This window comes from Streptomyces sp. NPDC126503, assembly GCF_040302405.1.
GTDB lineage: Bacteria > Actinomycetota > Actinomycetes > Streptomycetales > Streptomycetaceae > Streptomyces > Streptomyces gulbargensis.
In genome coordinates this window covers 1-25,865 of record NZ_JBEORS010000035.1, presented here as the reverse complement: position 1 = coordinate 25,865, position 25,865 = coordinate 1, and the positions used below count along the sequence as shown (strand labels likewise).

Genomic DNA, 25,865 nt, shown 5'->3' with positions numbered 1-25,865 from the left:
CCTCACAGCTTCATCAGGCTGGCGTCGTCGACCGAGGCCGAGTGGCGGGCACGGAAGACGGACACGATGATCGCGAGCCCGACGACGACCTCCGCGGCGGCCACGACCATCGTGAAGAAGGCGATGATCTGGCCGTCGAGGTTGCCGTGCATACGGGAGAAGGCGACGAACGCGAGGTTGCAGGCGTTGAGCATCAGCTCGACGCACATGAAGACCACGATCGCGTTCCGCCGGATCAGCACCCCGGCCGCGCCGATGGTGAACAGCAGGGCGGCGAGGTACAGGTAGTTGACGGGATTCACCGGGTGGCCTCCTCTTCGTCCCGGTCACGGCCCAGGCGCTCCGCCGCGCGCTGCTCCAGGGCCTTGAGGTCGGCCAGCGCCTCCTTCGACACGTCCCGGACCTGGCCCCGCTTGCGCAGGGTCGAGATGACGGTGAGCTCGGACGGGGTGCCGTCGGGCAGCAGGCCCGGGATGTCCACGGCGTTGTGCCGGGCGTAGACGCCGGGCGCCGGGAGCGGCGGCAGGTGCTTGCCTTCCCGTACGCGCTGCTCGGCCAGCTCGCGCTGGGTGCGGGCCCGTTCGGTGCGCTCGCGGTGGGTGAGCACCATCGCGCCGACGGCGGCGGTGATGAGGAGCGCGCCGGTGATCTCGAAGGCGAAGACGTACTTGGTGAAGATGAGGGCGGCGAGGCCCTCCACGTTCCCGCCGTGGGCCGTGTTGGCCGCGCCCAGACCGTTGAACTCGGTCAGGGCGGCCTGGCCGATGCCGGCGACGAGCAGCACGCCGAAGCCGAGGCCGCAGGCCGCGGCCCACCAGCGCTGCCCCTTGAGGGTCTCCTTCAGCGAGTCGGCGGCGGTGACGCCGACCAGCATGACGACGAAGAGGAACAGCATCATGATCGCGCCGGTGTAGACGACGATCTGGACGACACCGAGGAAGTACGCCCCGTTGGCCAGGTAGAAGACCGCGAGGACGATCATCGTGCCGGCGAGGCAGAGGGCCGAGTGCACGGCCTTCCGCATGAGGATGGTGCACAGGGCGCCGACGACGGCGACGGTGCCGAGGATCCAGAACTGGACGGCCTCGCCCGTGGACGTCGTGTACGCCGCGAGGGTCGCGCTCATGCCTCCGCCCCCTCCTGCTCGCCCTTCTCGCCCTTGGAGACGGCGACCTGGCGGACCGTGCCGGGGGCCGCCTCGGTGACGAGGCCCCGGTAGTAGTCCTGCTCGGTCATGCCGGGGAAGATCGCGTGCGGGGTGTCGACCATGGTCTCCTCCAGGCCCGCGAGCAGCTGCTCCTTGGTGTAGATCAGGTTCTCGCGGGAGGAGTCGGCCAGTTCGAACTCGTTGGTCATCGTCAGCGCGCGCGTGGGGCAGGCCTCGATGCACAGCCCGCACAGGATGCAGCGGGCGTAGTTGATCTGGTAGACGCGGCCGTAGCGCTCGCCGGGCGAGTAGCGCTCCTCGTCGGTGTTGTCCGCGCCCTCCACGTAGATGGCGTCGGCGGGACAGGCCCAGGCGCACAGCTCGCAGCCGACGCACTTCTCCAGCCCGTCCGGGTGGCGGTTGAGCTGGTGCCGGCCGTGGAAGCGGGGCGCCGTCGTCTTGGGCTCCTCCGGGTACTGCTCGGTCAGCCGCTTCTTGAACATGGCCTTGAAGGTCACGCCGAACCCGGCCACCGGATTCTGGAAATCAGACACCGTCCGTCTCCTTTCCCTCACTCGCAGTAGCAGTATCGGGGCCGCCACTGACAACGAGGTCGCGGTCGTGCCGGGGCCTGCGCCGCGGTACGGGCGGCAGGGACTGTCCGGGCTTGGGCGGTACGGGGAAGCCGCCGGCCATGGGGTCGAAGGGGCGCTCCCCCTCCGGTTCGGGGGCGGCGGCCTTCGCCTTGCGGTCGCGGAGCACGTCCACCACGAAGGAGAGCAGCAGCACCGCGAGGACGGCCCCCGCCACGTACATGACGATGTTGGTGAGGGCGATGTTCTCGTTGCGCAGGGCCCGGACGGTGGCGACGAGCATCAGCCACACCACGGAGACCGGGATGAGGACCTTCCAGCCGAGCTTCATGAGCTGGTCGTAGCGGACGCGCGGCAGGGTGCCGCGGAGCCAGATGAAGAAGAACAGCAGCAGCTGCACCTTCAGGACGAACCACAGCATCGGCCACCAGCCGTGGTTGGCGCCCTCCCAGAAGGTGGAGACGGGGTACGGGGCCCGCCAGCCGCCCAGGAAGAGGGTCACCGACACGGCGGAGACCGTCACCATGTTCACGTACTCGGCGAGCATGAACATCGCGAACTTGATGGACGAGTACTCGGTGTTGAAGCCGCCGACGAGGTCGCCCTCGGACTCCGGCATGTCGAAGGGCGCGCGGTTGGTCTCGCCGACCATCGTGACGATGTAGATGATGAACGACACCGGCAGCAGCAGCACGAACCAGCGGTCCGCCTGCGCCTCCACGATCGCCGAGGTCGACATCGACCCGGAGTAGAGGAAGACGGAGGCGAAGGCGGCACCCATGGCGATCTCGTAGGAGATCATCTGCGCGCAGGAGCGCAGGCCGCCGAGGAGCGGGTACGTGGAACCGGAGGACCAGCCCGCGAGGACGATGCCGTAGATGCCGACGGAGGCGACCGCGAGGACGTACAGCATCGCGATCGGCAGGTCGGTCAGCTGCATCGCCGTGCGGTGGCCGAAGATCGACACCTCGTTGCCGGCCGGGCCGAAGGGGATCACGGCGATCGCCATGAAGGCCGGGATGGCGGCGACGATCGGCGCGAGGACGTAGACGACCTTGTCGGCGCGCCGGACGATCACGTCCTCCTTGAGCATCAGCTTGACGCCGTCCGCGAGGGACTGGAGGAGGCCCCAGGGGCCGTGCCGGTTGGGGCCGATGCGCAGCTGCATCCAGGCGACCACCTTGCGCTCCCACACGATGGAGAACAGCACGGTGATCATCAGGAAGGCGAAGCAGAAGACGGCCTTGATCAGGACGAGCCACCAGGGGTCCGTGCCGAACATGGACAGGTCTTCGGCGGCGAGCGGCATGCTCATGCCTGCACCTCCGTCGGGGTGGCCGGGCCGATGCGGACCGGGTCGCCGGGGCGGGCGCCGGTGTCCGCGAGGACGCCGTGGCCGGCCGAGTTCAGCGGGAGCCAGACCACGCGGTCGGGCATCTCGGTGACCTGGAGCGGGAAGGTGACCGATCCGGCGGGGCCGGTGACCTCCAGGAGGTCGCCGTCCTTCACGCCGGTGTCGGCGGCGGTGGCGGCGGACAGCCGGGCGACCGCCGCGTGGCGGGTTCCGGCCAGGGCCGCGTCGCCTTCCTGGAGCCGGCCGAGGTCGAGCAGGAGCCGGTGGCCGGCGAGGACGGCCTCGCCCTCGCCCGCCCGGGGGACGGGCAGCGCGTGGCCGGCCGGCTCGGTGGCCCGCTCTCCGGTCCAGCGGGCCAGCCGGTCCATCTCGCGCCGGATCGACTTCAGGTCGGGCAGGGCGAGGTGGGCGTCGAGTGTGTCGGCGAGCATGTGGAGCACGCGGGAGTCGGCCGGGGCGAGCGGCCGGGTCAGGTGCTCCGGCTTGAGCGCGGCCTCGAACATCCGCACCCGGCCCTCCCAGTTGAGGAAGGTGCCCGGCTTCTCGGCGACGGCGGCGACCGGCAGGACGACGTCGGCGCGCTCGGTGACCTCGCTCGGCCGCAGCTCCAGGGAGACGACGAAGGCCGCGTCGAGGGCCTCGCGGGCACGGGCCGGGTCGGGCAGGTCGGTGACCTCGACGCCGCCGACGAGCAGCGCGGCCAGTTCGCCGGTGGCGGCGGCCTCCAGGATCTGGCCGGTGTCGCGGCCGTAGCGGTGCGGGAGTTCGCGTACGGACCAGGCCGCGGCGACCTCCTCGCGGGCGCGCGGGTCGGTGGCGGGCCGGCCGCCGGGGAGCAGCGACGGGAGGGCGCCCGCCTCGACGGCGCCGCGTTCACCGGCCCTGCGCGGGATCCAGACGAGCCGGGCGCCGGTGGCGACCGAGGCGCGCAGGGCGGCGGTCAGCGCGCCGGGTACCCCGGCGAGCCGCTCGCCGACGGCGATGACGGCGCCTTCCTGGCGGAGCGCCTCGGCGGCGGCCAGGCCGTCCCCGGAGAGCCCGGCGCGGGAAGTGAGGGCGTCGAGCCACTCGGTCTCGGTGCCGGGGGCGGCCGGCAGCAGGGTGCCGCCGGCCTTCTCCAGGCCGCGGGTCGCGTGGGAGGCGAGGGCGTAGGTCCGCTGGCCGCGCTTGCGCCAGGCCTTGCGGAGCCGCAGGAAGACGCCGGGGGCCTCCTCCTCGGACTCCAGGCCGGCCAGGAGGACGGCCGGGGCGGCCTCCAGGGAGGTGTACGTGACTCCCCTGCCGTCCAGGTCGTGGCCGCGGCCGGCGACGGCGGCGGCCAGGAAGTCGGCCTCCTCGCCGGAGTGGACGCGGGCCCGGAAGTCGATGTCGTTGGTGTCGAGGGCGACGCGGGCGAACTTGGCGTAGGCGTAGGCGTCCTCGACGGTGAGCCGGCCGCCGGTGAGGACACCGGTCCGGCCGCGGACGAGGCCGCGGGCGGCGGCCTCCAGGGCCTCCGGCCAGGAGGCCGGTTCCAGGGCGCCGGTCTCCGGGTTGCGCACCAGCGGGCCGGTGAGCCGGTCGCGCATCTGCGCGTACCGGAAGGCGAAGCGGCCCTTGTCGCAGACCCACTCCTCGTTGACCTCGGGGTCCTCGGCGGCGAGCCGCCGCATGACCTTGCCGCGCCGGTGGTCGGTGCGGGTGGCGCAGCCGCCGGCGCAGTGCTCGCAGACGCTCGGCGAGGAGACGAGGTCGAAGGGGCGGGAGCGGAAGCGGTAGGCGGCGGAGGTGAGGGCGCCGACCGGGCAGATCTGGATGGTGTTGCCGGAGAAGTACGACTCGAAGGGGTCGCCCTCGCCGGTGCCGACCTGCTGGAGGGCGCCGCGCTCGATGAGTTCGATCATCGGGTCGCCTGCGACCTGGTTGGAGAAGCGGGTGCAGCGGGCGCAGAGCACGCAGCGCTCGCGGTCGAGGAGGACCTGGGTGGAGATGTTGACGGGCTTCTCGTAGGTGCGCTTCACCCCCTCGAAGCGGGAGTCGGCCTGCCCGTGGGACATGGCCTGGTTCTGCAGGGGGCATTCGCCGCCCTTGTCGCAGACGGGGCAGTCCAGCGGGTGGTTGATGAGCAGCAGCTCCATCACGCCGTGCTGGGCCTTCTCGGCGACGGGCGAGGTGAGCTGCGACTTCACCACCATGCCGTCGGTGCAGGTGATGGTGCAGGAGGCCATCGGCTTGCGCTGGCCCTCGACCTCGACGATGCACTGGCGGCAGGCGCCCGCGGGGTCGAGGAGGGGGTGGTCGCAGAAGCGGGGGATCTCGATGCCGAGCTGTTCGGCGGCACGGATGACGAGGGTCCCCTTGGGGACGGAGACCTCGATGCCGTCGATGGTCAGCGTGACGAGGTCCTCCGGGGGTACGGCCGGGGAACCGCCGCCGGCCGGACCGGCCGTGGTGACCGTCATGCCGTCACCTCCTTGTGGTTGTCCGCCCAGGCGGTGGACTTGGCGGGGTCGAAGGGGCAGCCCTTGCCCGTGATGTGCTGCTCGTACTCGTCGCGGAAGTACTTCAGCGAGGAGAAGATCGGCGAGGCGGCGCCGTCGCCGAGGGCGCAGAACGACTTGCCGTTGATGTTGTCGGCGATGTCGTTCAGCTTGTCGAGGTCGGCGAGGGTGCCGGTCCCGTTCTCGATGCCACGCAGGAGCTGGACGAGCCAGTAGGTGCCCTCGCGGCAGGGGGTGCACTTGCCGCAGGACTCGTGGGCGTAGAACTCGGTCCAGCGGGTGACGGCCCGGACGACGCACGTGGTCTCGTCGAAGCACTGCAGGGCCTTGGTGCCGAGCATGGAGCCGGCGGCGCCGACGCCCTCGTAGTCGAGGGGCACGTCGAGGTGCTCGTCGGTGAACATGGGGGTGGAGGAGCCGCCGGGGGTCCAGAACTTCAGGCGGTGCCCGGGGCGCATGCCGCCGCTCATGTCGAGGAGCTGGCGCAGGGTGATGCCGAGGGGGGCTTCGTACTGGCCGGGCGAGGCGACGTGCCCGCTGAGCGAGTACAGCGTGAAGCCCGGGGACTTCTCGGTCCCCATGGAGGTGAACCACTCCTTGCCGCGCTGCAGGATCGCGGGAACGGACGCGATGGACTCGACGTTGTTCACCACGGTGGGGCAGGCGTAGAGGCCGGCGACCGCGGGGAAGGGGGGCCGCAGCCGGGGCTGGCCGCGCCGTCCTTCGAGCGAGTCGAGCAGGGCGGTCTCCTCGCCGCAGATGTACGCGCCGGCGCCGGCGTGCACGGTGAGCTCGACGTCGAGGCCGCTGCCGAGGACGTTCCTGCCGAGGTATCCGGCGGCGTACGCCTCCCGGACGGCCTCGTGGAGGCGGCGCAGGACGGGGACGACCTCGCCGCGCAGGTAGATGAAGGCGTGCTGGGAGCGGATCGCGTAGCAGGCGATCACGATGCCCTCGATGAGGGAGTGGGGGTTGGCGAAGAGGAGCGGGATGTCCTTGCAGGTGCCCGGTTCGGACTCGTCGGCGTTGACGACGAGGTAGTGCGGCTTGCCGTCGCCCTGCGGGATGAACTGCCACTTCATGCCGGTGGGGAAGCCTGCGCCGCCGCGTCCGCGGAGGCCGGATTCCTTGACGTACGCGATGAGGTCGTCGGGGCTCATCGCGAGGGCCTTCTTGAGGCCCTGGTAGCCCTCGTGGCGCTCGTAGGTCTCCAGGGTCCAGGAGTCGGGCTGGTCCCAGAAGGCCGAGAGGACCGGGGCCAGGAGCTTCTCGGGGCGGGCGTTGTCGACTTCGGCTGCCAAGGTCATCACTCTCCCTCCTGACCGGCCACTTCGCCGCGCGGATGGACGATTCGGTGGTGCGGGGCCTCGCCCTTGGCGAGGCGGAGCCCGACGAGGGAGGCCGGGCCGGCTCCGCCGGTGGCCTCGACGGCGCCGGGGCGCTCGTCGGGGAAGCCGGCGAGGATGCGGGCGGTCTCCTTGAAGGTGCACAGGGGCGCGCCGCGGGTGGGTTCGACGGTGCGGCCGGCCCGCAGGTCGTCGACCATCTTCTTGGCGGACTCGGGCGTCTGGTTGTCGAAGAACTCCCAGTTGACCATCACGACCGGGGCGAAGTCGCAGGCCGCGTTGCACTCGATGTGCTCCAGGGTGACCTTGCCGTCCGGGGTGGTCTCGTTGTTGCCGACGCCGAGGTGCTCCTTGAGCTCCTCGAAGATGGCGTCGCCGCCCATGACCGCGCAGAGCGTGTTGGTGCAGACCCCGACCTGGTAGTCGCCGGAGGGCCTGCGGCGGTACATGGTGTAGAAGGTGGCGACGGCGGTGACCTCGGCGGTGGTCAGGCCGAGCATGTCGGCGCAGAACTGCATGCCGGTGCGGGTCACGTAGCCCTCCTCCGACTGCACGAGGTGCAGCATCGGCAGGAGCGCGGAGCGGGAGCCGGGGTAGCGGGCGATGATCGCCCTGGCGTCCTCCTCCAGGCGGGCCCGGACCTCCGGCGGGTACGGGGGCGCGGGGAGCTGGGGCATGCCGAGGCTGACGTTCTCGGTCATCGGTCGACGCCTCCCATCACGGGGTCGATGGAGGCGACGGCGACGATGACGTCGGCGACCTGGCCGCCCTCGCACATCGCCGCCATGGCCTGGAGGTTGGTGAACGACGGGTCGCGGTAGTGGACCCGGAAGGGGCGGGTGCCGCCGTCGGAGACGACGTGCACGCCGAGCTCGCCCTTGGGGGACTCGACGGCCACGTAGGCCTGGCCCGGGGGGACCCGGAAGCCCTCGGTGACGAGCTTGAAGTGGTGGATCAGGGCCTCCATGGAGGTGCCCATGATCTTCTTGATGTGGTCGAGGGAGTTGCCGAGGCCGTCGGGGCCGAGCGCGAGCTGCGCGGGCCAGGCGATCTTCTTGTCGCCGACCATGACGGGCCCGGGCTCCAGGCGGTCCAGGCACTGCTCGACGATCCGCAGCGACTGGTGCATCTCCTCCAGGCGGATGAGGAAGCGGCCGTAGGCGTCGCAGCTGTCGGCGGTGGGGACCTCGAAGTCGTAGGTCTCGTAGCCGCAGTACGGGTCGGTCTTGCGCAGGTCGTGCGGGAGGCCCGCGGAGCGCAGGATGGGTCCGGTGGCGCCGAGGGCCATGCAGCCGGTGAGGTCCAGGTGGCCGACGTCCTGCATGCGGGCCTTGAAGATGGGGTTGCCGGTGGCGAGCTTGTCGTACTCCGGCAGGTTCTTCTTCATGGTGCGCACGAACTCGCGGACGGCGTCGACGGCGCCGGGCGGGAGGTCCTGGGCGAGGCCGCCGGGGCGGATGAAGGCGTGGTTCATGCGCAGGCCGGTGATCAGCTCGTACAGGTCCAGGATCATCTCGCGGTCCCGGAAGCCGTAGATCATGATCGTGGTGGCGCCGAGCTCCATGCCGCCGGTGGCGATGCAGACCAGGTGCGAGGAGAGCCGGTTGAGCTCCATGAGGAGGACCCGGATGACGCTCGCCCGGTCGGGGACCTGGTCGGTGATGCCGAGCAGTTTCTCCACGCCCAGGCAGTACGCCGCCTCGTTGTAGAACGGGGTGAGGTAGTCCATGCGCGTGACGAAGGTGGTGCCCTGCGTCCAGGTCCGGTACTCGAGGTTCTTCTCGATGCCGGTGTGGAGGTAGCCGATGCCGCAGCGGGCCTCGGTGACGGTCTCGCCGTCGATCTCCAGGATGAGCCGGAGCACGCCGTGGGTGGACGGGTGCTGCGGCCCCATGTTCACGACGATGCGCTCGTCGTCGGCCTTGGCGGCGGACCGGACGACCTCGTCCCAGTCGCCGCCGGTGACCGTGTAGACGGTGCCTTCGGTCGTCTCGCGGGGAGACGCGTTGGGGGTGGTCACGAGTACGACCTCCGCTGGTCCGGAGCCGGGATCTGGGCGCCCTTGTACTCGACGGCGATGCCGCCGAGGGGATAGTCCTTGCGCTGCGGGTGGCCCTGCCAGTCGTCCGGCATCATGATCCGGGTGAGGGCGGGGTGGCCGTCGAAGACGATGCCGAAGAAGTCGTACGCCTCGCGCTCGTGCCAGTCGTTCGTCGGGTAGACGGCGACGAGCGAGGGAATGTGCGGGTCGGCGTCCGGGGCGGACACCTCCAGGCGGATCAGCCGGCCGTGGGTGAGCGAGCGCAGGTGGTAGACGGCGTGCAGCTCGCGGCCCTTGTCACCCGGGTAGTGGACGCCGGAGACGCCCGTGCACAGCTCGAAGCGGAGAGCGGGGTCGTCGCGCAGGGTGCGGGCCACGCGGACGAGGTGCTCGCGCTCGATGTGGAAGGTGAGCTCGCCGCGGTCGACGACGGTCTTCTCGATGGCGTTCCCGGGGAGGAGCCCCTGCTCCTCCAGGGCGCCTTCGAGCTCGTCGGCGACCTCGTCGAACCAGCCCCCGTACGGCCGGGACGCGGGCCCGGGGAGCCGGACGGAGCGGACGAGGCCGCCGTAGCCGGAGGTGTCCGCGCCGCTCTGGGCGCCGAACATGCCCCGCTGGACGCGCACCTCCTCACCGTGATCGCCGCGCTGGCCGGGCAGGTTCTGCGCGCTGAGGTCCTTGTCGGGGTTGGGTGTCTCGTCGCTCAACGGAGCAGACCCTTCATCTCAATCGTCGGCAGCGCCTTGAGCGCCGCCTCCTCCGCCTCGCGGGCGGCCTCCGCCGCGTTCACGCCGAGCTTGGAGGTCTGGATCTTCTGGTGGAGCTTGAGGATCGCGTCCATCAGCATCTCCGGGCGGGGCGGACAGCCCGGCAGGTAGATGTCGACCGGCACGATGTGGTCGACGCCCTGCACGATGGCGTAGTTGTTGAACATGCCGCCCGAGGAGGCGCAGACGCCCATGGAGATGACCCACTTCGGGTTCGGCATCTGGTCGTAGACCTGCCGCAGGACGGGCGCCATCTTCTGGCTGACCCGGCCGGCGACGATCATCAGGTCGGCCTGGCGCGGGGAGCCGCGGAAGACCTCCATGCCGAAGCGGGCCAGGTCGTAGCGGCCGGCGCCGGTGGTCATCATCTCGATGGCGCAGCAGGCGAGGCCGAAGGTGGCGGGGAAGACGGACGACTTCCGCACCCAGCCCGCGGCCTGTTCGACCGTCGTCAGCAGAAAACCGCTCGGGAGTTTCTCTTCGAGTCCCATGAGTGTGCCTCTCAGCCCCTCAGTCCCATTCCAGGCCGCCGCGCCGCCACACGTAGGCGTAGGCGACGAAGACGGTGAGCACGAAGAGCAGCATCTCCACGAGCCCGAAAAGCCCCAGGGCGTCGAAGCTGACGGCCCAGGGGTAGAGGAAGACGATCTCGATGTCGAAGACGATGAAGAGCATCGCCGTCAGGTAGTACTTGATCGGGAAGCGACCGCCGCCGGCGGGAGTGGGCGTCGGTTCGATGCCGCACTCGTATGCCTCAAGTTTTGCCCTGTTGTACCGCTTTGGCCCGATCAGCGTGGCCATGACCACGGAGAAGATCGCAAACCCCGCACCCAGGGCACCGAGCACGAGGACGGGCGCGTACGCATTCACGCTCCTCGCTCCTTCCAGTCGTCCTTGACCGTTGGACCGCACCGTCGGCTCTTGAAAGATCGCCCCCATGTGAGGCAGTTCACAAGCCCGACGCCCGCATCTTATGCCTGCGCTTCTGTGATCTGCGACACGGGGTGCAGCAACGGTTTTGTGATCTCCACCACCGGTCGAACGATCATGAAGTCGGATCAGCGGTGATCTTGTCACGCGAAGCGCCCAAGTGACTACCACTCGTGACATCCGGACCGGAAAGAGCAGCTCAGGAGGGGTCTGCCTCTATCAAGAGTTGGGACGTACAAGCAAATTGGTCATGGACACCCGTGGGTGATATGTGAGCCGTCGGTCGCCCGGTCGGGGGGCTGCGCGTACGGAGGTGGACGTGTGCGCGCATTCACGAGACCGCGTGTGACCTGTGTCACGGTGGAGGGTGGCTGGAAACAGAAGGGCTTGGCCATCGGTGTGAAGAGGTGGTAAGCGAGGGGCAATTCGGGCGTTTCATTGAAAACCCGTGATCAACGGCAGTGAGCACCCCTGTCCGGTTTGCCCGTTACGGCGTCAATAAGGGCGCAAGCCAAGCGGATTCGCCCCTTCCGAGCACAACTGTGGCGCAACCCACGTTTCTTGAAGGGAACCGTGAAGCCCTGATAGCGGTTGTACCCATGTCCCACACCGCTCACATACCCAGCCACCGGAAGCCCCGCCGCAGCGCCTCCAAGCTGGCGCTCCGCGCCGGAGTTGCCGGTGGCGTCCTCAGCACCATCGCGGTGGCCGGTGCTGCCGGACCGGCGCATGCCGAGCCGGTGACCGAGACCATCGAGATGCCCACGCTGGGCTCGCTCGGCACCGACCTGGCGAGCGCCGTCTCCGCCTCGGCCGAGGCGTCCCAGCAGGAGGCCCTCGACCAGAGCCTCATGGCCCAGGAGAACGCGGCCCTGCAGAAGGCCGCCCAGGAGGCCAAGAAGGCCAAGGCGGAGGCCGACCGCAAGGCCGCCGCCGAGCGCGCCGAGAAGGCCCGCGCCGAGGCCGAGGCGAAGGCCGAACGCGAGCGCGCCGAGGCCGCCGAGCGTGCCGCCCGCGCCGAGGCCCGCGCCCAGCTCGCCACCACCTCCGCGAGCACCTCGGACGACGACGGTTCCTCGGAGTCGTCCCGGTCCACGACCTCCCGGTCCGACGGCTCCGACAGCGGAACCTCCGCCTCGGAGGAGGAGACCACGCAGGCCCCCGCCTCCGGCTCCGCCGCCGCGATCGTCTCCTTCGCGCGCGCCCAGGTCGGAGACGCCTACGTCTCCGGCGGCACCGGCCCCAACTCCTGGGACTGCTCCGGCCTCGTCCAGGCCGCCTACCGCGCCGCCGGCATCGACCTGCCGCGCATCTCGTACCAGCAGTCGAGCATGGGCACCTCGGTGTCCCTGAGCGACCTGCAGCCGGGCGACATCCTCTACTGGGGCAGCCGCAGCGGCTCGTACCACGTGGCCGTCTACGTCGGCGGCGGCATGTACGTCGGCGCGCAGAACTCCTCCACCGGCGTGGTCGAGCGCTCGCTCGACTGGGACCCGCCGTCGGGCGCCGTGCGGATCCTCTGATCCCACGCCCGTGCCGAAGGGCCGTCACTCCTCGGGGGAGCGACGGCCCTTCGCCGTGTCCGGGGCGGCCCTACGCGGCGCGGAACGCCTCGACGATCCGCGCGTAACTGTCACCGCCGTGCCCGGCCGCCACCGCCTCCCGCATCAGCTCCAGGTGCAGGCCGACGAGGACACCGTGCTCACCAGCGCGGGAGCCGCCGCCGGCCTCGACCTGTGCCTGCATCTCGTGCGCAAGGACCTCGGCGCCACGGTCGCGGGCGCCCTCGCCCAGCGCCTGGTGGTCCCCGCCCCCGGCCGGGCGCCGGGCCCCAGTTCGTGGAGGCCCCGCTGCCCCCGGGCGGGCGGGACCTCCTCGGCCCCGCGCTCCAGTGGGCCCAGGAGCACCTGCGCGAGCCGCTGACCGTCGACGACCTGGCCCGCCGGGCCCACATGAGCCCCCGCACCTTCCACCGCCGCGTCCGCGAGACCCATGGCACCACGCCGCTGCAGTGGCTGCTGCAGCAGCGGGGCGCCCGGGCCCAGATGCTCCTGGAGTCGACCGGCCTGCCGGTGGAACGGGTCGGCGGGCACAGCGGACTGGGCACGGCGGCGAACCTGCGCCGCCACTTCACCCGCGCCCTGGGCCTCTCCCCGACCGCCTACCGGCGTGCGGTCACGCCTTCGGCGCCACCTTCGACAGGCCGTTGATGATCCGGTCCATGGCGTCGCCGCCCGTCGGGTCGGTGAGGTTCGCCAGCATCTTCAGGGTGAACTTCATCAGGACCGGGTGGGTCAGACCGCGCTGCGCCGCGATCTTCATGACCTTCGGGTTGCCGATGAGCTTCACGAACGCGCGGCCCAGCGTGTAGTAGCCGCCGTAGGTGTCCTTCAGGATGCGCGGGTAGTTCCGCAGCGCCAGCTCGCGCTGCTCCGGGGTGGCGCGGGCGTGCGCCTGGACGATGACGTCGGCGGCGATCTGCCCGGACTCCATCGCGTAGGCGATGCCCTCGCCGTTGAACGGGTTGACCAGGCCGCCCGCGTCACCCACCAGCAGCAGACCCTTGGTGTAGTGCGGCTGCCGGTTGAAGGCCATCGGCAGGGCCGCGCCGCGGATCGGCGTCGTCATGTTCTCCGGGGTGAAGCCCCAGTCCTCCGGCATCGAGGCGCACCAGGCCTTCAGCACCTCGCGCCAGTCCAGCTCGCGGAACGCGGAGGAGGAGTCCAGGATGCCGAGGCCCACGTTGGAGGTGCCGTCGCCCATGCCGAAGATCCAGCCGTAGCCGGGCAGCAGCCGGTCCTGCGGGCCGCGCCGGTCCCACAGCTCCAGCCAGGACTCCAGGTAGTCGTCCTGGTGGCGGGGGGTCGTGAAGTACGTCCGCACGGCCACGCCCATCGGCCGGTCCTCGCGCCGGTGCAGCCCCATCGCCAGGGAGAGCCGGGTGGAGTTGCCGTCGGCGGCGACGACCAGCGGGGCGTGGAAGGTGACCTCGCGCTTCTCCTCGCCGAGCTTGGCCCGGACCCCGGTGATCCGGCCCGTACGGTCGTCGGTCACGGGCCCCTGCACGTTGCAGCGCTCGTACAGCCGGGCCCCGGCCTTCTGCGCCTGACGGGCCAGCATCTCGTCGAAGTCGTCCCGCTTGCGGACCAGTCCGTAGTCCGGGTACGAGGCGAGGTCCGGCCAGTCCAGCTGGAGCCGTACGCCTCCGCCGATGATCCGCAGGCCCTTGTTCCGCAGCCAGCCGGCCTCTTCGGAGATGTCGATGCCCATGGCGACGAGCTGCTTGGTGGCACGCGGGGTGAGGCCGTCGCCGCACACCTTCTCGCGGGGGAAGGCCGTCTTCTCCAGGAGCAGGACGTCGAGCCCGGCCTTCGCGAGGTAGTACGCGGTGGTGGAGCCGGCCGGGCCCGCCCCGACGACGATGACGTCTGCGCTGTGCTCGGAGAGGGGCTTCTCGGTCACGGCGGAGTCTCCCAGGGTTCGGCGATGAGGATGTGTCGCAGTCTATGGGGACCCGTCCCGGCGGCACCGGAGGGTTCCGGTCAGTGCCGGTCCGCCGCCCCGGGGAACCACTCCGCCGACGTCCAGTGGTACGGGTCGAAGCCCTCGGGGAGCCGGCCGCACGGCGCGTACACGCTCACGGCGTACGTCCCCGTCGGCTCCCACCAGCCGACGTCCACCTTCTCGCCCGAGTCCGGGTGCTCGAAGCGGAACCCCCGGTCGTCGCCGCTCTCCGAGACCCGCGTCCAGCCGGCCGCCGTGAGCCGCCGGCGGGTGCGTTCCTGGGCATCGGCGGCCGTTTTCTCCGGGACGCCCGTCACCCGCCAGGACAGTTCGAAGCTCCGGACGTCGGGGCGGCCCTGGTCGATGTGGGCGAGGGAACGCAGGCCACGGTAGTAACACGTGCCGGTCTCCACCCCGTTGTGCACGGGCCCTGTGCCGGGCGGCAGCCGCGCCTCCTCCAGGACGCGCCCGGCCTCGGCCTTGAGCCGGGCCGCGGAGGCCTCCGGGTCGGCGGCGGGGTAGGGCGCCCCGAACCACACGGCGAGCCCGCCCACGGCGAGGCCCGCGGCGACGAGGCCGGTGAGAGCGCGCCGGAGGCCGCGGGGCAGCCGGGGCAGAGCGGGCCGGCGGGGGAAGGGACGGGACGGGAGCAGCGGTCTCATGGGCCGATCCTCGGCCGCCGGAGCCCCGCGCCGCATGGGCGCGGGTACTCAGGCCCGTACGCGGCGCGGGGGTCGCACCGTGCCCGCGGCGGTGCTACGCCGCGGCGGGCTTGAAGCCCCGGTGCAGGGCGACGATGCCGCCCGTGAGGTTCCGCCAGGCCACCTTCGACCAGCCGGCCTTCTGCAGGAGGGAGGCGAGGGCCGGCTGGTCCGGCCAGGACTGGATGGACTCGGCGAGGTACACGTAGGCGTCGGGGTTGGAGGAGACCGCGCGGGCCACCGGCGGCAGGGCGCGCATCAGGTACTCCTCGTACACCGTGCGGAAGGGCGCCCAGGTGGGGTGGGAGAACTCGCAGATGACGACCCGGCCGCCGGGCTTCGTCACCCGGTACAGCTCACTCAGCGCCCGCTCGGTGTCCTGGATGTTGCGCAGGCCGAAGGAGATGGTGACCGCGTCGAAGACGTCGTCGCGGAACGGCAGCTTCATGCCGTCGCCCGCCGTGAAGGGCATCCAGGGGTGGCGCTCCTTGCCGACCCGGAGCATTCCGAGGGAGAAGTCGCAGGGCACGACGTACGCCCCCGCCTGCACGAAGGGCTGGGAGGAGGTGGCCGTGCCGGCGGCCAGGTCGAGGACCTTCTGCGCCGGGCGGGCGTCGACCGCCTTCGCGACCTCCTTGCGCCAGCGGCGGTCCTGGCCGAGCGAGAGGACGTCGTTGGTCAGGTCGTAGTTCGCCGCCACGTCGTCGAACATCGAGGCGACTTCGTGCGGCTGCTTGTCCAGGGATGCGCGGGTCACGCCTCCCATTGTGGCAGCCGCCCTCCCCCGTGCCCGGGACCGCCCCCGCCGCGTCCCTACCGGCGGCGGAAGACCAGGCGGCCGTCGATGACCGTGGCCACGCAGGTGCCGGCACCCCGGCGTACGAGGGCCGCCGTGTCAGGGACGTCGAAGACGGCGAACCGCGCGACGCCACCGGCCACGAGCCGGGGCAGCAGGACGAGCGGCACCGGGGAGAGCGACGGAGGGCCCGGCAGGGCCTGGGGGCGGTGGCCGGCGGCGAGCCCCGCCCGGCGCACCGCGTCGAGCACGGCCCGGTCGCGCAGCTCGCCGGCCACGGCCACCGTCCCGTGCGCGAGGAGCCGCTGCACCCCGCGCCGCGCCGAGGCGCCCCGCCGTGCGGGGTCGGCGCGGAAGACGGCCCGCGCCCGCTCTCCGGTGAGCGGTTCGGTGCCGAGGGTCGCGGCCTCCCGGGGATCCGGGTGGTAGGTCTGCTCCAGCAGTTCGGGCCCGTACGGGTTGAGCAGGCCGGGTGTGAGGATGCCCGGCCACCGGCGCGTGCGCGCCCGGGGGTGGGCGGCGGCCAGCTCCTCGTACGGGCCGACGGCGGCGACGCGCGCGCCGTCGACCAGGACGGCGGCCCCGGGCGTCGCCTCGGCGACGTGGATCGTCAGCACCGGCGTTCAGCGGGCGTCGAGCAGCTTCAGCTCGGGGTGTGCCGTGCCGCCCTCGATCGCGGTGGAGGAGATGTGGGAGACGACGCGGTCGTCGACCGGGTCGTTCGCCGGGTCGTCGTGGACGACGAGGTGCTCGTACGTGGTGGCGCGCTGCGCCGGGACGCGGCCGGCCTTGCGGATGAGGTCGATGATCTCCAGGCGGTTGGAGCGGTGCTTGGCACCGGCGGAGGAGACCACGTTCTCCTCCAGCATGATCGAGCCGAGGTCGTCGGCGCCGTAGTGCAGGGAGAGCTGGCCGACCTCCTTGCCGGTGGTCAGCCACGAGCCCTGGATGTGGGCCACGTTGTCGAGGAAGAGGCGGGCGATCGCGATCATCCGCAGGTACTCGAAGAGGGTGGCCTGGGTGCGGCCCTTCAGGTGGTTGTTCTCGGGCTGGTACGTGTAGGGGATGAAGGCGCGGAAGCCGCCCGTCCGGTCCTGCACGTCGCGGATCATCCGCAGGTGCTCGATCCGCTCGGCGTTGGTCTCGCCGGTGCCCATGAGCATGGTGGAGGTGGACTCGACGCCCAGCTTGTGGGCGATCTCCATGATCTCCAGCCAGCGCTCGCCGCTCTCCTTGAGGGGGGCGATGGCCTTGCGCGGGCGCTCGGGCAGCAGCTCGGCGCCGGCACCGGCGAAGGAGTCCAGGCCGGCGGCGTGGATGCGGGTGATGGCCTCCTCGACGGAGACACCGGAGATGCGGGCCATGTGCTCGACCTCGGAGGCGCCGAGGGAGTGGATGACCAGCTGCGGGAAGTCCTTCTTGATGGCGGCGAAGTGCTTCTCGTAGTACTCGACGCCGTAGTCCGGGTGGTGGCCGCCCTGGAACATGATCTGCGTGCCGCCGAGCTCGACGGTCTCCGCGCAGCGGCGCAGGATGTCGTCGAGGTCGCGGGTCCAGCCCTTGGCCGTGTCCTTCGGCGGGGCGTAGAAGGCGCAGAACTTGCAGGCCGTCACACAGACGTTGGTGTAGTTGATGTTCCGCTCGATGATGTACGTCGCGATGTGCTCGGTCCCGGCGTAGCGGCGGCGGCGCGCGGCGTCGGCGGCGGCGCCGAGGGCGTGCAGGGGCGCCGAGCGGTACAGGTCGAGCGCCTCCTCGGGGGTGATCCGGCCACCCGCGGCGGCGCGGTCGAGAACAGACTGGAGTTCGGCCTTCTCGGTCACCGGGCGTGTCCCTTTCGGAGGCGTATCGACGGACCAAGCCAGCCTACGCCAGCGGTCCGCACGCCCTCGGGCGGGTGGCGCGGCGGGCCGGGGCGCGGGGGGCGCGGTGCGGTCCGGCGGCCGGGAGAGAAAACGAATTGCCGGTGAACGGACAATTGACGGGGCGGGGCGGCGGGGCCGCCGGCCCGATGATTCCCCGACCCGTTCCCGGACCGTTCCCGGATCTCTCCGGGCCGGCCCGGAGGGACATCCCGGAGGGCGTCCGGCGACATCGGGGGAACATCCGGACAGACCCTTCGGGGCCGCCCCGGGGATTCTCCCGACCCGCCCCGGGAATCGAGCGGAAGAATCGATTCCTCTTCCCCTCCGGCGGAGCCGATTCTCCGCGCGCCGGGGAAATGCGCCGCATTCCGTCCCGGCGCATTTCCGGACGCGTTCAGACCGCCCGGCGGCCCGCCGGTGCCAGCAGGTCGATCGGCACGTCGGCCGGGAACCCGGTCGTGGGACCCGTCCGGCGGGCGAACTCCCGCACCCCCGCGAGCTGCTCGGCGCCGAAACGGAAGTCGAGCGTCCGGAAGTAGCGCTCCAGCAGGCCCGCGTCGAACGCCTCCCAGCGCGCGGCCTGCTCGGCCACCTTGGTGACCTCTTCGAGGGAGAGGTCACGGGAGGCCAGGAAGGCCTGGTGCACCTCGTGGACGGTCTCCGGCTCGCGCGCCAGGTAGTCCTTGCGCGCCGCCCAGACGGCGAAGACGAAGGGCAGCCCCGTCCACTCCTTCCACATCAGCCCCAGGTCGTGCACCTGGAGCCCGAGCCGGGGCGCCTCGTGGAGGGAGGCCCGCAGGGCCGCGTCACCGATGAGGACGGCGGCCTCGGCCTCCTGCATCATCAGGCCGAGGTCCGGCGGGCAGGTGTAGTAGTCGGGCCGGACCCCGTACCGCTCGGCGAGCAGCAGTTGCGCCAGGCGCACGGAGGTGCGGGAGGTGGAACCGAGGGCCACACGCGCGCCGTCCAGCTCCGCCAGGGGGCGCTGGGAGACGATCACGCAGGACATGACGGGCCCGTCGCAGCCGACGGCGATGTCCGGCAGGGCGACCAGGTCGCCGGCGTTGCGGAGGTATTCGACGAGGGTGATCGGGCCGATGTCGAGGTCGCCCGCGACGAGCCGCTCGCTGAGCTTCTCCGGGGTGTCCTTGGTGAGCTCGAGGTCGAGGAGCGTTCCGGTTCTGGCGAGCCCCCAGTAGAGGGGAAGGCAGTTCAGGAACTGGATGTGTCCGACGCGGGGCCGGCTGCGCTGGTGGTCGTCGGTTGCATTGTCCACATCGCGAGGCTAGACCCGTCTCGCACGGTGGACACCTTCGGGGGGCGGCGCCTGCCGGCGGGGCGGCACGCGCGTCAGCGCCGGAGAGCGGTTCAAACATGCGAGTGACGTGATCTTTCCCTCTACCGCGACAAGCGCCCTGCGTGCTAGGCTCGACGCAAGTTGCAGTTTGGTTTCCCTTGCAGTACAAAGCCTGCGGAGCATGTAACCCGCAGGCTTTTGTAGTTTTCAGACTTGTTTGCAGGTTCTGGAGCAGGGCAACCCTTTGGCCCAAGGAGGGCTTATGGCTACCGGAACCGTCAAGTGGTTCAACGCTGAAAAGGGCTTCGGCTTCATCGCCCAGGACGGCGGCGGCCCGGATGTCTTCGTCCACTACTCCGCGATCAACGCGAACGGCTTCCGTTCGCTCGAGGAGAACCAGCTCGTGACCTTCGACGTCACGCAGGGCCCGAAGGGCCCGCAGGCGGAGAACGTCACCCCGGCCTAAGGTGCCCGGGTCGGCGACAGCGCACGACTAGAGCAGTACCCAAGGAGCCCCGCTCCGTGTCTCGCGGCACGAGCGGGGCTCCTGCCCTTTTCCGGGCCGGGCCGTGCGCCGGGGCACGCCCGCCGGCGGTCAGCAGTTCGGGATCACGGCCCCGTTGTTGTCGCGGGCCTCGTCGTTGCCCCAGCGGGACAGGTAGTACGCCGAGACGTACGCCCCGTAGCCGTTCTTCCCCGCGTACACGGTGTCCAGGTCGGTCCTGAGCCACCAGTGGTTGTAGTTGCCGGACGCGTCCCGGATCTCCTGGCCCCACACCTTGCAGTAGACGTAGTTCGTGCCCGCGTACAGCAGGCCCTGCGCGTCGTTCGTGTTCGCCTGCGCGTAGCCCGTGGCGTTGGCGAAGGTGTCCACCCAGAACTTGCCGCCCCCGCCGGAGCAGCCGTTGTCGCTGGTCAGGTGCTTGGAGCCGTACGAGCCGGGGTACGGCGCGAGGGAGGCGCCGTTGATCACGATGGTCTGGCCGACCCCGTTGTAGAGCTGCTCGTAGTGGATGTGGGCGCCGGAGCTGTTGCCCGTGGAGCCCGTGGTGCCGATCTGCTGGCCCTGGGAGACGGCGGCGCCGTGGGCGACCGAGTAGGCGTTGAGGTGGAAGTAGTACGTCTTCCAGCCACCGCCGTGGTCGACCACGATGTAGTTCCCGGCGCCGGACGGCTGCGAGTACCGGTAGGCGGTGCCGGAGGCCGAGGCGAGGACCGGCGTGCCGGCCGTCGTACCGCCGTCGGAGCGGACGAAGTCGAGGGCCTGGCGGACCTCGGCCGAGTGATGGCTGTACGTCCATTTCTGGCCGCAGGGGAACGGGGCCTTGAAGAGGGGCGCCGCGTGCGCGGGACTGCTGAGGGTGAGGGCGGTGAGGAGGCCCGCGACCAGCGCGAGCAGACTGCCGAAGAGGGAGATCCGTACCGTACGCAGGGAACGCATGCGTCCTCCGGGGGAGACGGTGCAGGGGTGTCGACGCGCGTGGGACGAGAACGAACGACCACAGGGTGCCGGAAGACCGCGACGCGCAGTAGACCGCGTGCGGCACATACGGGACGGCCGGATGACGTACGCCGGACACATGGTCCGGGCACCGGTTCGGGCGAGAGGTCCGCGGGTCCGACCTGCCGCCGCCCGCCTCGGGTGCGACGGTGGAACCCCCCGGGCCGCCCGGGCGGGTCGCCGAGAGGAGCTCCCATGAACACCGCCGGTCTGCTGCTGGACTCGTTCGGACGGGTCAGGGAGGCCGTCCACGAGGCCGTGGAGGGCCTCACGGACGAGGAGCTCGCCGTACGGATCGACCCCCGGGCGAACTCGATCGCCTGGCTCGTCTGGCACCTCACCCGCATCCAGGACGACCACCTCGCGGGGGCCTTCGGCACCGGGCAGCTGTGGGACACGGACGGCTGGCGCGACCGGTTCGGCCTGCCCTTCCCGAAGGGGGAGACCGGATACGGCCACACCAGCGCCCAGGTCGCGAAGGTGCGCGCCCCCGCCGAGCTGCTGCTCGGCTACCACGACGCCGTGCACGCCCGTACGGAGGAACTGCTGCGCCCGGTGAAGAACACCGACCTGGACCGCGTCGTCGACACCGCCTGGGACCCGCCGGTGACCCTCGGCGTGCGCCTGGTCTCGGTGCTCGCCGAGGACCTTCAGCACGCGGGGCAGGCGGGGTACGTGCGGGGCGTGGTGGAGCGGGGCGGCATGGCCTGAACCGACCGCGTGGTCCGGCCCGAACTGAGCGGCCCGCCACGGCCGTTCCTCCTCCGGAACCGGTTCCGGTACAACCCCCCGCCCCCGCCAGGAGTCGAACAGGTGTGGCCACAGCCACGCCTGATTCCTTTGGGGGGATTCACACCGTGCAGCACCTTTCTTCCGCCCGTCGGCTCACCGCCGCCGTCACCGCCGTCCTGGCCGTCACGACGGGCGCCCTGGTCGGGAGCCCCGGCGCGATGGCCGCCCCGCAGGCCCCGGCCTCCCTCTCCGCCGCACCCACCGCCACGGCCGACGCGCCGCTCGCCGCCGTCCCGGCCGCCGCGTACCTCATCAGCGCGGGCCCCAGCGGCTTCCTGACCCGCACCCCCACCGTCAACGGCACCGAGCACCGCTGGACCTCGTACGCCGACGGCGCGACGCAGCTCCTGCCGGCACGCGGCGTCGAGTACTTCGGCAGCGAGATGGCCGATCTCGTCGTCCGCCGCAACGAGACCCAGTCCACCTACTGGTTCCAGAACATGGCCGGGGACTCCGGCGGCATCTCGACGGGCCTCTCCTACGGCGACCCGCGCCACCGCCCCTACGGCATCGTCGGCCGCAAGCTCGTCATGGGCTACATCAACGACCAGGACGTCCTGGACGTGGTCGTGCTCATGCAGCACCCGAACGCCTCGTCCTCCACCTCCGTGCGGGTGACCGAGATCCCCGGCAACGCGCGCGTGACCCGGGTGACCGGCACCTCCGTCCCGGACCTGGCGCTCGTCACGTACCGGATCGACTCCCAGTACCACCTGGCCGCCCTGAACCTCACCACCGGCAAGTTCGTCGAGCGGCGCACGGCGACGCCCGGACAGACCGTCCCGTCCGCCTCCCTCACCGCCGGCCACTGGGCGTGGACCGAGCGGTCCACCGACGGCACCCTCCAGCTCGCCACCTCCCCGCGCGGGCCGGAGCAGCCCGCCGTCACCACCCCGCTGGGCCAGGGCACCGACGCCCAGAGCACCCACCTCACCGGCGACTGGACCCTCACCTCCCAGACCGGCGGCGGCACCGCTCTCACCCCCTCGCCGCTCCACGCGCTCACCGCCCGCCACGTCACGTCCGGCGAGACGGTCAGGCTCCTGGACCACGTCCGCAGCACCGCCCTCCACCCCGACGGCTCCCTCCTCGTCCGGGGCGGCACCACCGACCGGGGCGAGGGCTTCTACCGGATCGCCACCGGTGAGGACGGCAGGCCCACCGCCACCCTGATCGTCGGCATCGGCGTGCCGACCGCCGTCGGGCTCGCCGCCCACACCGTCCCGCCCGTCGTCGACCTCGACCAGAACGGCCCCGTCCCGCTGAGCTGGACCCTCACCCGGTCCAACGCGGCCACGACCATCACCCTGCGCCACGTCCGCACCGGCAAGACCACGCAGACGTCCGGCGAGCGCATGGACCACTTCCGGCTGGACTGGCCGGGCACCCTCGGCATCGACATCGCCCCCAACGGCGACTACGTCTGGGAGGTCGTCGCCAAGCCCCTCAACGGCATCGGACCGGACCTGCGGAAGACCGGCACCTTCAAGGTCGTCCGCAAGGCCGCCCTCCACGACTACGACGACAACGGCACCCCCGACCTGCTGGCCCTCGACGCCTCCGGCCGCCTGTGGAAGGACGAGGTCCGCACCGACTGGAGCAACACCTACTGGTCGACCGGCCGCAAGCTCGCCGGCACCGGCTGGGGCATCTACAACCGGATCGAGAACGTCGGCAACATCGGCGGCGCCTCCGCCGCCGACCTCGTCGCCCGTGACGCCTCCGGCGTCCTCTGGCTCTACCTGGGCAAGGGCGACGGCACCTTCGCCTCCCGCGTACGGCTCGGCGCCGGCTGGAACGCGTACGACAAGCTCACCGGCGGCAGCGACCTGAACTCCGACGGCAAGGCCGACATGCTCGCCACCGACACCACCGGCGGCCTGTGGCTCTACAAGGGCACCGGGAGCTGGTCCGCGCCCTTCGCCCCGCGCGTCCGCATCGGCACCGGCTTCGGCATCTACAACCAGCTCACCGCCACCGGCGACCTCGGCGGCACCGTCTCCGGCGACCTCCTCGCCCGCGACACCTCCGGCGTCCTCTGGTTCTACCCGGGCAACGGCAACGGCGGTTTCGCGCCCCGCGTCCGCCTGGGCGCCGGCTGGGGCGCGTTCACCCACCTCGTCGGCCTGGGCGACGCCAACCGCGACGGCCGCAATGACCTCTACGCGTACGGCCCCGGCGGCTCCTACGTCTACCCCGGCACCGGCAACGCCACGGCCCCCTTCGGCCCGCGCGTGACCAGCACCATCCACCCGGCGACGACGACCCCGTTCAACCCGGTCGTCTGACCCCCCTCCCGGGAGCCTCAGGCACCCGGCGAAGGAGGCACGGCCAAGTTCCGACCGGTGAGCGGCACGGTCGCCCAGACCGTCTTGCCGACACACCGGTCCTTCATGCCCCACGCGCTCGCGAGGGCGGCCACGAGCAGCAGCCCGTAGCCGCCCTCGCCGGGCTCCGGGTCCGTACGCGGTAAGGGCAGGCGCTCGCCCCGGGCATCCGACAGCTCCACCCGGACCTGGTGCTCCTCCCGCTCCATCCGCACCTCGAAATCCCGGCCGCGCACCCGCCCGTGAAGGGCGGCGTTGGCGGCCAGCTCGGCGACGACCAGCTCGACCGCCTCGGCGGCCGGGCCGGTCACGCCCCAGTCGTGGAGCTGCTGCACGGCGAGCAGACGGGCCAGCCGCGCACCCCGGCGCGTGGCCGACAGACGGAGCGCGAACACGGGCGTGAACTCACTGGTTGGAGTGGTGGTTTCCGACTTCATGCCCCCGAGCCTGCTGGCCCGGCCGTACGCTGACCAGCAGCGACGCGACGACGCTGGGTAACTGTACGGGTACGCCAAGAAGGCGGTACGGATGTCGGGCAACGAGGAGGAGCGGCCGGAACGGCCCTCCGAAGTGGACGGTACGGCGCACCTGTTCAGTGCGCTCGGGAAAATCATCAAGGTGCTCCGCAAGAACGCGGGCATGAGCCAGGCGGAACTGGCGGACGCCACGCACTGCAGTGAGGACCTGGTCTCCGCGATCGAACGGGGCGTACGGACCCCGCAACCGGACTTCCTGATCCGCGCGGATCCCGCGCTGGACGCGGACGGGGTGCTGGTGGCGGCGGTGACGGACGTGCGGGCGGCGCTGGCGCGGGCGAGGGTGCGGCATCCGGGTTGGTTCCGGGACTTCGCCGATGCGGAGTCCAAGGCCGTGGCGAGTCACTATTACGAGGTGCAGGCTGTGCCGGGCGTCTTGCAGACGCCTGCCTATGCCCGTTCCCTCTTCGAGCATCGCCGCCCCATGCTGGACGAGGCCACTGTGGACCAGCGTGTGGCCGACCGGATGTCGCGTCAACTGATCTTCGACCGGTGGCCGGTCCCGACCATCAGCTTCGTACTCGAAGCGGCCGTCCTGCTGCGGCCCTTCGGCGGCAGGGAAGTCCACCGGGAACAGCTTCGACGCATCCTGGATGTGGCCCAAAGACGCACCGTGGAGCTGCAGATTCTCCCTCAGGACCGCGAGGAACATCCTTACCTCGACGGCGCTTTCACTCTCCTCACTCCCAAGGGAGGTCGCGAAGTCGCTTACACAGAGATCTACGGGCACGCGCGACTGATCACCGACCCGGACGAGGTCCGCATGTTCTCCGAGCGATATGGGATCCTGCGGTCGCAGGCACTCACCAAGCGGGAGTCCCTGGTATGGATCGAGAAACTGCTGGGAGAACGATGATCACCGCGGATCTGGCTTGGTTCAAGAGCAGCTACAGCAGCAGCGAAGGCGGCAACTGCATCGAGGTCGCCTACGACTGGCGCAAGTCCAGCTACAGCGGCGGTGAAGGTGGCGAGTGCGTCGAGGTCGCCGCTCACCCCTCCCTCGTGCACGTGCGGGACTCGAAGAACCCCGAGGGGCCCCAGCTCGCCGTCTCGCCCGCCTCCTGGTCCGCGTTCCTGGCCGTAGCATCCGGGGTGTGACCTCCAAGAACTTCGTTCTCTTCGATGTCGACGGCACGCTGATGGACGCCGTCGAGAACCAGCGGCGCGTCTGGCACGCCTGGGCCGCGCGTCATGGGCTGGAGGGGGACGAGGTGTACGCGGTGGCGCTGCGGACGCGGCCGGTGGAGACGTTCGCCGCCGTGGCACCGGGGGCGGACCCGGAGGAGTGTCTCGCTCTGTTGCACGCGCTGGAGGACGAGGACGTACGGACGGGTTCGTACGGGGCTTTCGACGGGGCCGCCGCGTTGCTGCGGGCGCTGCCGGCGGACCGGTGGGCGCTGGTGACGTCGAATTACGAGCACCGGGTACGGGGCCGGTTCGAGCGGACGGGGCTGCCGCTGCCGGGGCTGATCATCGACGCGGCCTCGGTGGCGGAGGGAAAGCCGTCGCCGGTTCCGTACCTGACCGCCGCCGAGAAGCTGGGCGCGGATCCGGCGGACTGTCTGGTGATCGAGGACGCTCCGTCGGGGGTGCGCTCGGGGCTCGACGCGGGGATGACGGTGTGGACGGTCAACACCCCGGTCCCGCACCCGGACGCCCATCGCCACTTCCCGTCCCTGGCGGAGGCGGCCCCGCACATCCTGGCGCTGGTCGGGCAACCGTAGGCCCCGGGGCGGAACGGCTTCGCGGGCTTCTGGCGCGGCCGCCCTCTCTCCGAGAGTCGCGCCTTCCACCGCCGCGTCAAGGGCGCCTTCGGCGTCGCTGCGCGATGGGCTGCGCCCACCCTTGACCCGTCGGCTCCAGGCGCGTGAACACTCTCGGAGGGCGG

The 25,865-nt window shown here is 71.2% G+C and carries 28 protein-coding genes; 8 read left to right on the top strand and 20 right to left on the bottom strand.

What is annotated here, in order from left to right; genetic code table 11:
- Positions 1 to 2: 2 nt before the first annotated feature.
- From nuoK to ABTY40_RS29040, 11 genes are read right to left on the bottom strand one after another with little or no spacing between them, the layout of a single operon-like run.
- Positions 3 to 302, bottom strand: coding sequence for an NADH-quinone oxidoreductase subunit NuoK (nuoK, locus tag ABTY40_RS29090; protein ID WP_030214504.1), 300 nt, complete (start codon positions 300 to 302; stop codon positions 3 to 5).
- Positions 299 to 1,126 (bottom strand): NADH-quinone oxidoreductase subunit J, encoded by an 828-nt coding sequence (locus ABTY40_RS29085; protein ID WP_352062242.1) that lies wholly within the window; start codon positions 1,124 to 1,126, stop codon positions 299 to 301. The genes nuoK and ABTY40_RS29085 overlap by 4 nt, the downstream gene beginning before the upstream one ends.
- On the bottom strand, positions 1,123 to 1,650 hold the full coding sequence (nuoI, locus tag ABTY40_RS29080) for an NADH-quinone oxidoreductase subunit NuoI (RefSeq protein ID WP_502990702.1): 528 nt from the start codon (positions 1,648 to 1,650) through the stop codon (positions 1,123 to 1,125). The genes ABTY40_RS29085 and nuoI overlap by 4 nt, the downstream gene beginning before the upstream one ends.
- Positions 1,651 to 1,693: 43 nt before the next feature.
- A complete protein-coding gene (gene nuoH, locus ABTY40_RS29075; RefSeq protein WP_352062240.1) occupies positions 1,694 to 3,055 on the bottom strand; it encodes an NADH-quinone oxidoreductase subunit NuoH in 1,362 nt (453 codons plus the stop codon).
- The gene (locus ABTY40_RS29070) at positions 3,052 to 5,535 is read right to left on the bottom strand and encodes an NADH-quinone oxidoreductase subunit G (RefSeq protein WP_352062239.1); all 2,484 of its coding nucleotides are present in this window, start codon (positions 5,533 to 5,535) and stop codon (positions 3,052 to 3,054) included. Before ABTY40_RS29070 ends, nuoH begins: the two co-directional genes overlap by 4 nt.
- Complete coding sequence (gene nuoF, locus ABTY40_RS29065; protein ID WP_352062238.1) at positions 5,532 to 6,881, bottom strand: NADH-quinone oxidoreductase subunit NuoF; 1,350 nt, start codon at positions 6,879 to 6,881, stop codon at positions 5,532 to 5,534. The genes ABTY40_RS29070 and nuoF overlap by 4 nt, the downstream gene beginning before the upstream one ends.
- Positions 6,881 to 7,621 carry an NADH-quinone oxidoreductase subunit NuoE gene (nuoE, locus tag ABTY40_RS29060; RefSeq protein ID WP_352062237.1) on the bottom strand — a complete coding sequence of 247 codons (741 nt, stop codon included), beginning with the start codon at positions 7,619 to 7,621 and terminating at the stop codon, positions 6,881 to 6,883. The genes nuoF and nuoE overlap by 1 nt, the downstream gene beginning before the upstream one ends.
- Positions 7,618 to 8,940 carry an NADH-quinone oxidoreductase subunit D gene (locus ABTY40_RS29055; RefSeq protein ID WP_352062236.1) on the bottom strand — a complete coding sequence of 441 codons (1,323 nt, stop codon included), beginning with the start codon at positions 8,938 to 8,940 and terminating at the stop codon, positions 7,618 to 7,620. Before ABTY40_RS29055 ends, nuoE begins: the two co-directional genes overlap by 4 nt.
- Positions 8,937 to 9,668, bottom strand: a complete 732-nt coding sequence (locus tag ABTY40_RS29050; protein WP_352062235.1) for an NADH-quinone oxidoreductase subunit C — start codon at positions 9,666 to 9,668, stop codon at positions 8,937 to 8,939. The genes ABTY40_RS29055 and ABTY40_RS29050 overlap by 4 nt, the downstream gene beginning before the upstream one ends.
- Positions 9,665 to 10,219 carry a NuoB/complex I 20 kDa subunit family protein gene (locus ABTY40_RS29045; RefSeq protein ID WP_309051207.1) on the bottom strand — a complete coding sequence of 185 codons (555 nt, stop codon included), beginning with the start codon at positions 10,217 to 10,219 and terminating at the stop codon, positions 9,665 to 9,667. Before ABTY40_RS29045 ends, ABTY40_RS29050 begins: the two co-directional genes overlap by 4 nt.
- A gap of 19 nt (positions 10,220 to 10,238) precedes the next feature.
- A complete protein-coding gene (locus ABTY40_RS29040) occupies positions 10,239 to 10,598 on the bottom strand; it encodes an NADH-quinone oxidoreductase subunit A (protein ID WP_345278632.1) in 360 nt (119 codons plus the stop codon).
- A gap of 659 nt (positions 10,599 to 11,257) precedes the next feature.
- Between ABTY40_RS29040 and ABTY40_RS29035 the strand changes: the two genes are divergently transcribed.
- Entirely contained in the window at positions 11,258 to 12,181 is a 924-nt protein-coding gene (locus ABTY40_RS29035; RefSeq protein ID WP_352062234.1) for a C40 family peptidase, read from the top strand.
- 70 nt (positions 12,182 to 12,251) lie between these two features.
- Here ABTY40_RS29035 and ABTY40_RS29030 read toward each other — a convergent pair whose 3' ends face one another.
- Entirely contained in the window at positions 12,252 to 12,404 is a 153-nt protein-coding gene (locus ABTY40_RS29030) for a hypothetical protein (protein ID WP_352062233.1), read from the bottom strand.
- 92 nt (positions 12,405 to 12,496) lie between these two features.
- On the opposite strand from ABTY40_RS29030, the gene ABTY40_RS29025 reads away from it, so the two are divergent.
- Positions 12,497 to 12,868 carry a helix-turn-helix domain-containing protein gene (locus ABTY40_RS29025; protein ID WP_352062232.1) on the top strand — a complete coding sequence of 124 codons (372 nt, stop codon included), beginning with the start codon at positions 12,497 to 12,499 and terminating at the stop codon, positions 12,866 to 12,868.
- On the opposite strand, the gene ABTY40_RS29020 is transcribed toward ABTY40_RS29025, so the two are convergent.
- The 6 genes from ABTY40_RS29020 to ABTY40_RS28995 all read right to left on the bottom strand — a co-directional run bounded on the left by ABTY40_RS29020 (position 12,834) and on the right by ABTY40_RS28995 (position 18,800).
- The gene (locus tag ABTY40_RS29020) at positions 12,834 to 14,120 is read right to left on the bottom strand and encodes a geranylgeranyl reductase family protein (protein ID WP_352062231.1); all 1,287 of its coding nucleotides are present in this window, start codon (positions 14,118 to 14,120) and stop codon (positions 12,834 to 12,836) included. The two genes, ABTY40_RS29025 and ABTY40_RS29020, sit on opposite strands and share 35 nt — an antisense overlap.
- 80 nt (positions 14,121 to 14,200) lie before the next feature.
- On the bottom strand, positions 14,201 to 14,824 hold the full coding sequence (locus tag ABTY40_RS29015; protein ID WP_352062230.1) for a hypothetical protein: 624 nt from the start codon (positions 14,822 to 14,824) through the stop codon (positions 14,201 to 14,203).
- A 94-nt stretch (positions 14,825 to 14,918) separates the two neighbouring features.
- The gene (locus ABTY40_RS29010; RefSeq protein WP_352062229.1) at positions 14,919 to 15,620 is read right to left on the bottom strand and encodes a demethylmenaquinone methyltransferase; all 702 of its coding nucleotides are present in this window, start codon (positions 15,618 to 15,620) and stop codon (positions 14,919 to 14,921) included.
- Positions 15,621 to 15,676: 56 nt separating this feature from the next.
- The gene (locus tag ABTY40_RS29005; RefSeq protein WP_352062228.1) at positions 15,677 to 16,276 is read right to left on the bottom strand and encodes an imidazolonepropionase-like domain-containing protein; all 600 of its coding nucleotides are present in this window, start codon (positions 16,274 to 16,276) and stop codon (positions 15,677 to 15,679) included.
- A 6-nt stretch (positions 16,277 to 16,282) separates the two neighbouring features.
- The gene (gene mqnC, locus ABTY40_RS29000; protein WP_352062227.1) at positions 16,283 to 17,482 is read right to left on the bottom strand and encodes a cyclic dehypoxanthinyl futalosine synthase; all 1,200 of its coding nucleotides are present in this window, start codon (positions 17,480 to 17,482) and stop codon (positions 16,283 to 16,285) included.
- A gap of 436 nt (positions 17,483 to 17,918) precedes the next feature.
- Positions 17,919 to 18,800, bottom strand: coding sequence for a menaquinone biosynthetic enzyme MqnA/MqnD family protein (locus ABTY40_RS28995; RefSeq protein ID WP_345278641.1), 882 nt, complete (start codon positions 18,798 to 18,800; stop codon positions 17,919 to 17,921).
- Between the two features lie 283 nt (positions 18,801 to 19,083).
- Between ABTY40_RS28995 and ABTY40_RS28990 the strand changes: the two genes are divergently transcribed.
- The gene (locus ABTY40_RS28990) at positions 19,084 to 19,287 is read left to right on the top strand and encodes a cold-shock protein (RefSeq protein ID WP_030208785.1); all 204 of its coding nucleotides are present in this window, start codon (positions 19,084 to 19,086) and stop codon (positions 19,285 to 19,287) included.
- A gap of 129 nt (positions 19,288 to 19,416) precedes the next feature.
- Here the strand turns inward: ABTY40_RS28990 and ABTY40_RS28985 are convergent, their stop codons facing one another.
- Positions 19,417 to 20,262: a M23 family metallopeptidase gene (locus tag ABTY40_RS28985; protein ID WP_352062226.1), complete on the bottom strand. Its 846-nt coding sequence runs from the start codon at positions 20,260 to 20,262 to the stop codon at positions 19,417 to 19,419.
- Between the two features lie 255 nt (positions 20,263 to 20,517).
- On the opposite strand from ABTY40_RS28985, the gene ABTY40_RS28980 reads away from it, so the two are divergent.
- Complete coding sequence (locus ABTY40_RS28980) at positions 20,518 to 21,033, top strand: mycothiol transferase (protein ID WP_352062225.1); 516 nt, start codon at positions 20,518 to 20,520, stop codon at positions 21,031 to 21,033.
- 146 nt (positions 21,034 to 21,179) lie between these two features.
- Positions 21,180 to 23,402, top strand: coding sequence for an FG-GAP repeat domain-containing protein (locus ABTY40_RS28975; RefSeq protein ID WP_352062224.1), 2,223 nt, complete (start codon positions 21,180 to 21,182; stop codon positions 23,400 to 23,402).
- A 17-nt stretch (positions 23,403 to 23,419) separates the two neighbouring features.
- Here ABTY40_RS28975 and ABTY40_RS28970 read toward each other — a convergent pair whose 3' ends face one another.
- On the bottom strand, positions 23,420 to 23,878 hold the full coding sequence (locus ABTY40_RS28970; protein ID WP_352062223.1) for an ATP-binding protein: 459 nt from the start codon (positions 23,876 to 23,878) through the stop codon (positions 23,420 to 23,422).
- A 91-nt stretch (positions 23,879 to 23,969) separates the two neighbouring features.
- Between ABTY40_RS28970 and ABTY40_RS28965 the strand changes: the two genes are divergently transcribed.
- The 3 genes from ABTY40_RS28965 to ABTY40_RS28955 are packed head-to-tail and all read left to right on the top strand — an operon-like array spanning position 23,970 to position 25,701.
- Positions 23,970 to 24,833, top strand: coding sequence for a helix-turn-helix domain-containing protein (locus ABTY40_RS28965; RefSeq protein ID WP_352062222.1), 864 nt, complete (start codon positions 23,970 to 23,972; stop codon positions 24,831 to 24,833).
- The gene (locus ABTY40_RS28960; RefSeq protein WP_352062221.1) at positions 24,830 to 25,075 is read left to right on the top strand and encodes a DUF397 domain-containing protein; all 246 of its coding nucleotides are present in this window, start codon (positions 24,830 to 24,832) and stop codon (positions 25,073 to 25,075) included. The genes ABTY40_RS28965 and ABTY40_RS28960 overlap by 4 nt, the downstream gene beginning before the upstream one ends.
- A 41-nt stretch (positions 25,076 to 25,116) precedes the next feature.
- Positions 25,117 to 25,701, top strand: a complete 585-nt coding sequence (locus tag ABTY40_RS28955) for an HAD family hydrolase (protein ID WP_502990701.1) — start codon at positions 25,117 to 25,119, stop codon at positions 25,699 to 25,701.
- The last annotated feature ends 164 nt before the right edge of the window (positions 25,702 to 25,865 follow it).

Excerpts from the sequence above, each read along its gene's own strand:
- ABTY40_RS29030 (WP_352062233.1), bottom strand. The coding sequence starts at position 12,404 with ATGCAGGCACAGGTCGAGGCCGGCGGCGGCTCCCGCGCTGGTGAGCAC.
- ABTY40_RS28980 (WP_352062225.1), top strand. The coding sequence starts at position 20,518 with ATGAACACCGCCGGTCTGCTGCTGGACTCGTTCGGACGGGTCAGGGAG.
- ABTY40_RS28985 (WP_352062226.1), bottom strand. The coding sequence starts at position 20,262 with ATGCGTTCCCTGCGTACGGTACGGATCTCCCTCTTCGGCAGTCTGCTC.
- ABTY40_RS29035 (WP_352062234.1), top strand. The coding sequence starts at position 11,258 with ATGTCCCACACCGCTCACATACCCAGCCACCGGAAGCCCCGCCGCAGC.
- ABTY40_RS29085 (WP_352062242.1), bottom strand. The coding sequence starts at position 1,126 with ATGAGCGCGACCCTCGCGGCGTACACGACGTCCACGGGCGAGGCCGTC.
- nuoI (WP_502990702.1), bottom strand. The coding sequence starts at position 1,650 with ATGTTCAAGAAGCGGCTGACCGAGCAGTACCCGGAGGAGCCCAAGACG.
- ABTY40_RS29070 (WP_352062239.1), bottom strand. The coding sequence starts at position 5,535 with ATGACGGTCACCACGGCCGGTCCGGCCGGCGGCGGTTCCCCGGCCGTA.
- ABTY40_RS28970 (WP_352062223.1), bottom strand. The coding sequence starts at position 23,878 with ATGAAGTCGGAAACCACCACTCCAACCAGTGAGTTCACGCCCGTGTTC.
- nuoE (WP_352062237.1), bottom strand. The coding sequence starts at position 7,621 with ATGACCGAGAACGTCAGCCTCGGCATGCCCCAGCTCCCCGCGCCCCCG.
- nuoF (WP_352062238.1), bottom strand. The coding sequence starts at position 6,881 with ATGACCTTGGCAGCCGAAGTCGACAACGCCCGCCCCGAGAAGCTCCTG.
- nuoH (WP_352062240.1), bottom strand. The coding sequence starts at position 3,055 with ATGAGCATGCCGCTCGCCGCCGAAGACCTGTCCATGTTCGGCACGGAC.
- ABTY40_RS28990 (WP_030208785.1), top strand. The coding sequence starts at position 19,084 with ATGGCTACCGGAACCGTCAAGTGGTTCAACGCTGAAAAGGGCTTCGGC.
- ABTY40_RS28955 (WP_502990701.1), top strand. The coding sequence starts at position 25,117 with ATGGACGCCGTCGAGAACCAGCGGCGCGTCTGGCACGCCTGGGCCGCG.
- ABTY40_RS29045 (WP_309051207.1), bottom strand. The coding sequence starts at position 10,219 with ATGGGACTCGAAGAGAAACTCCCGAGCGGTTTTCTGCTGACGACGGTC.
- ABTY40_RS28960 (WP_352062221.1), top strand. The coding sequence starts at position 24,830 with ATGATCACCGCGGATCTGGCTTGGTTCAAGAGCAGCTACAGCAGCAGC.
- ABTY40_RS29015 (WP_352062230.1), bottom strand. The coding sequence starts at position 14,824 with ATGAGACCGCTGCTCCCGTCCCGTCCCTTCCCCCGCCGGCCCGCTCTG.
- ABTY40_RS28965 (WP_352062222.1), top strand. The coding sequence starts at position 23,970 with ATGTCGGGCAACGAGGAGGAGCGGCCGGAACGGCCCTCCGAAGTGGAC.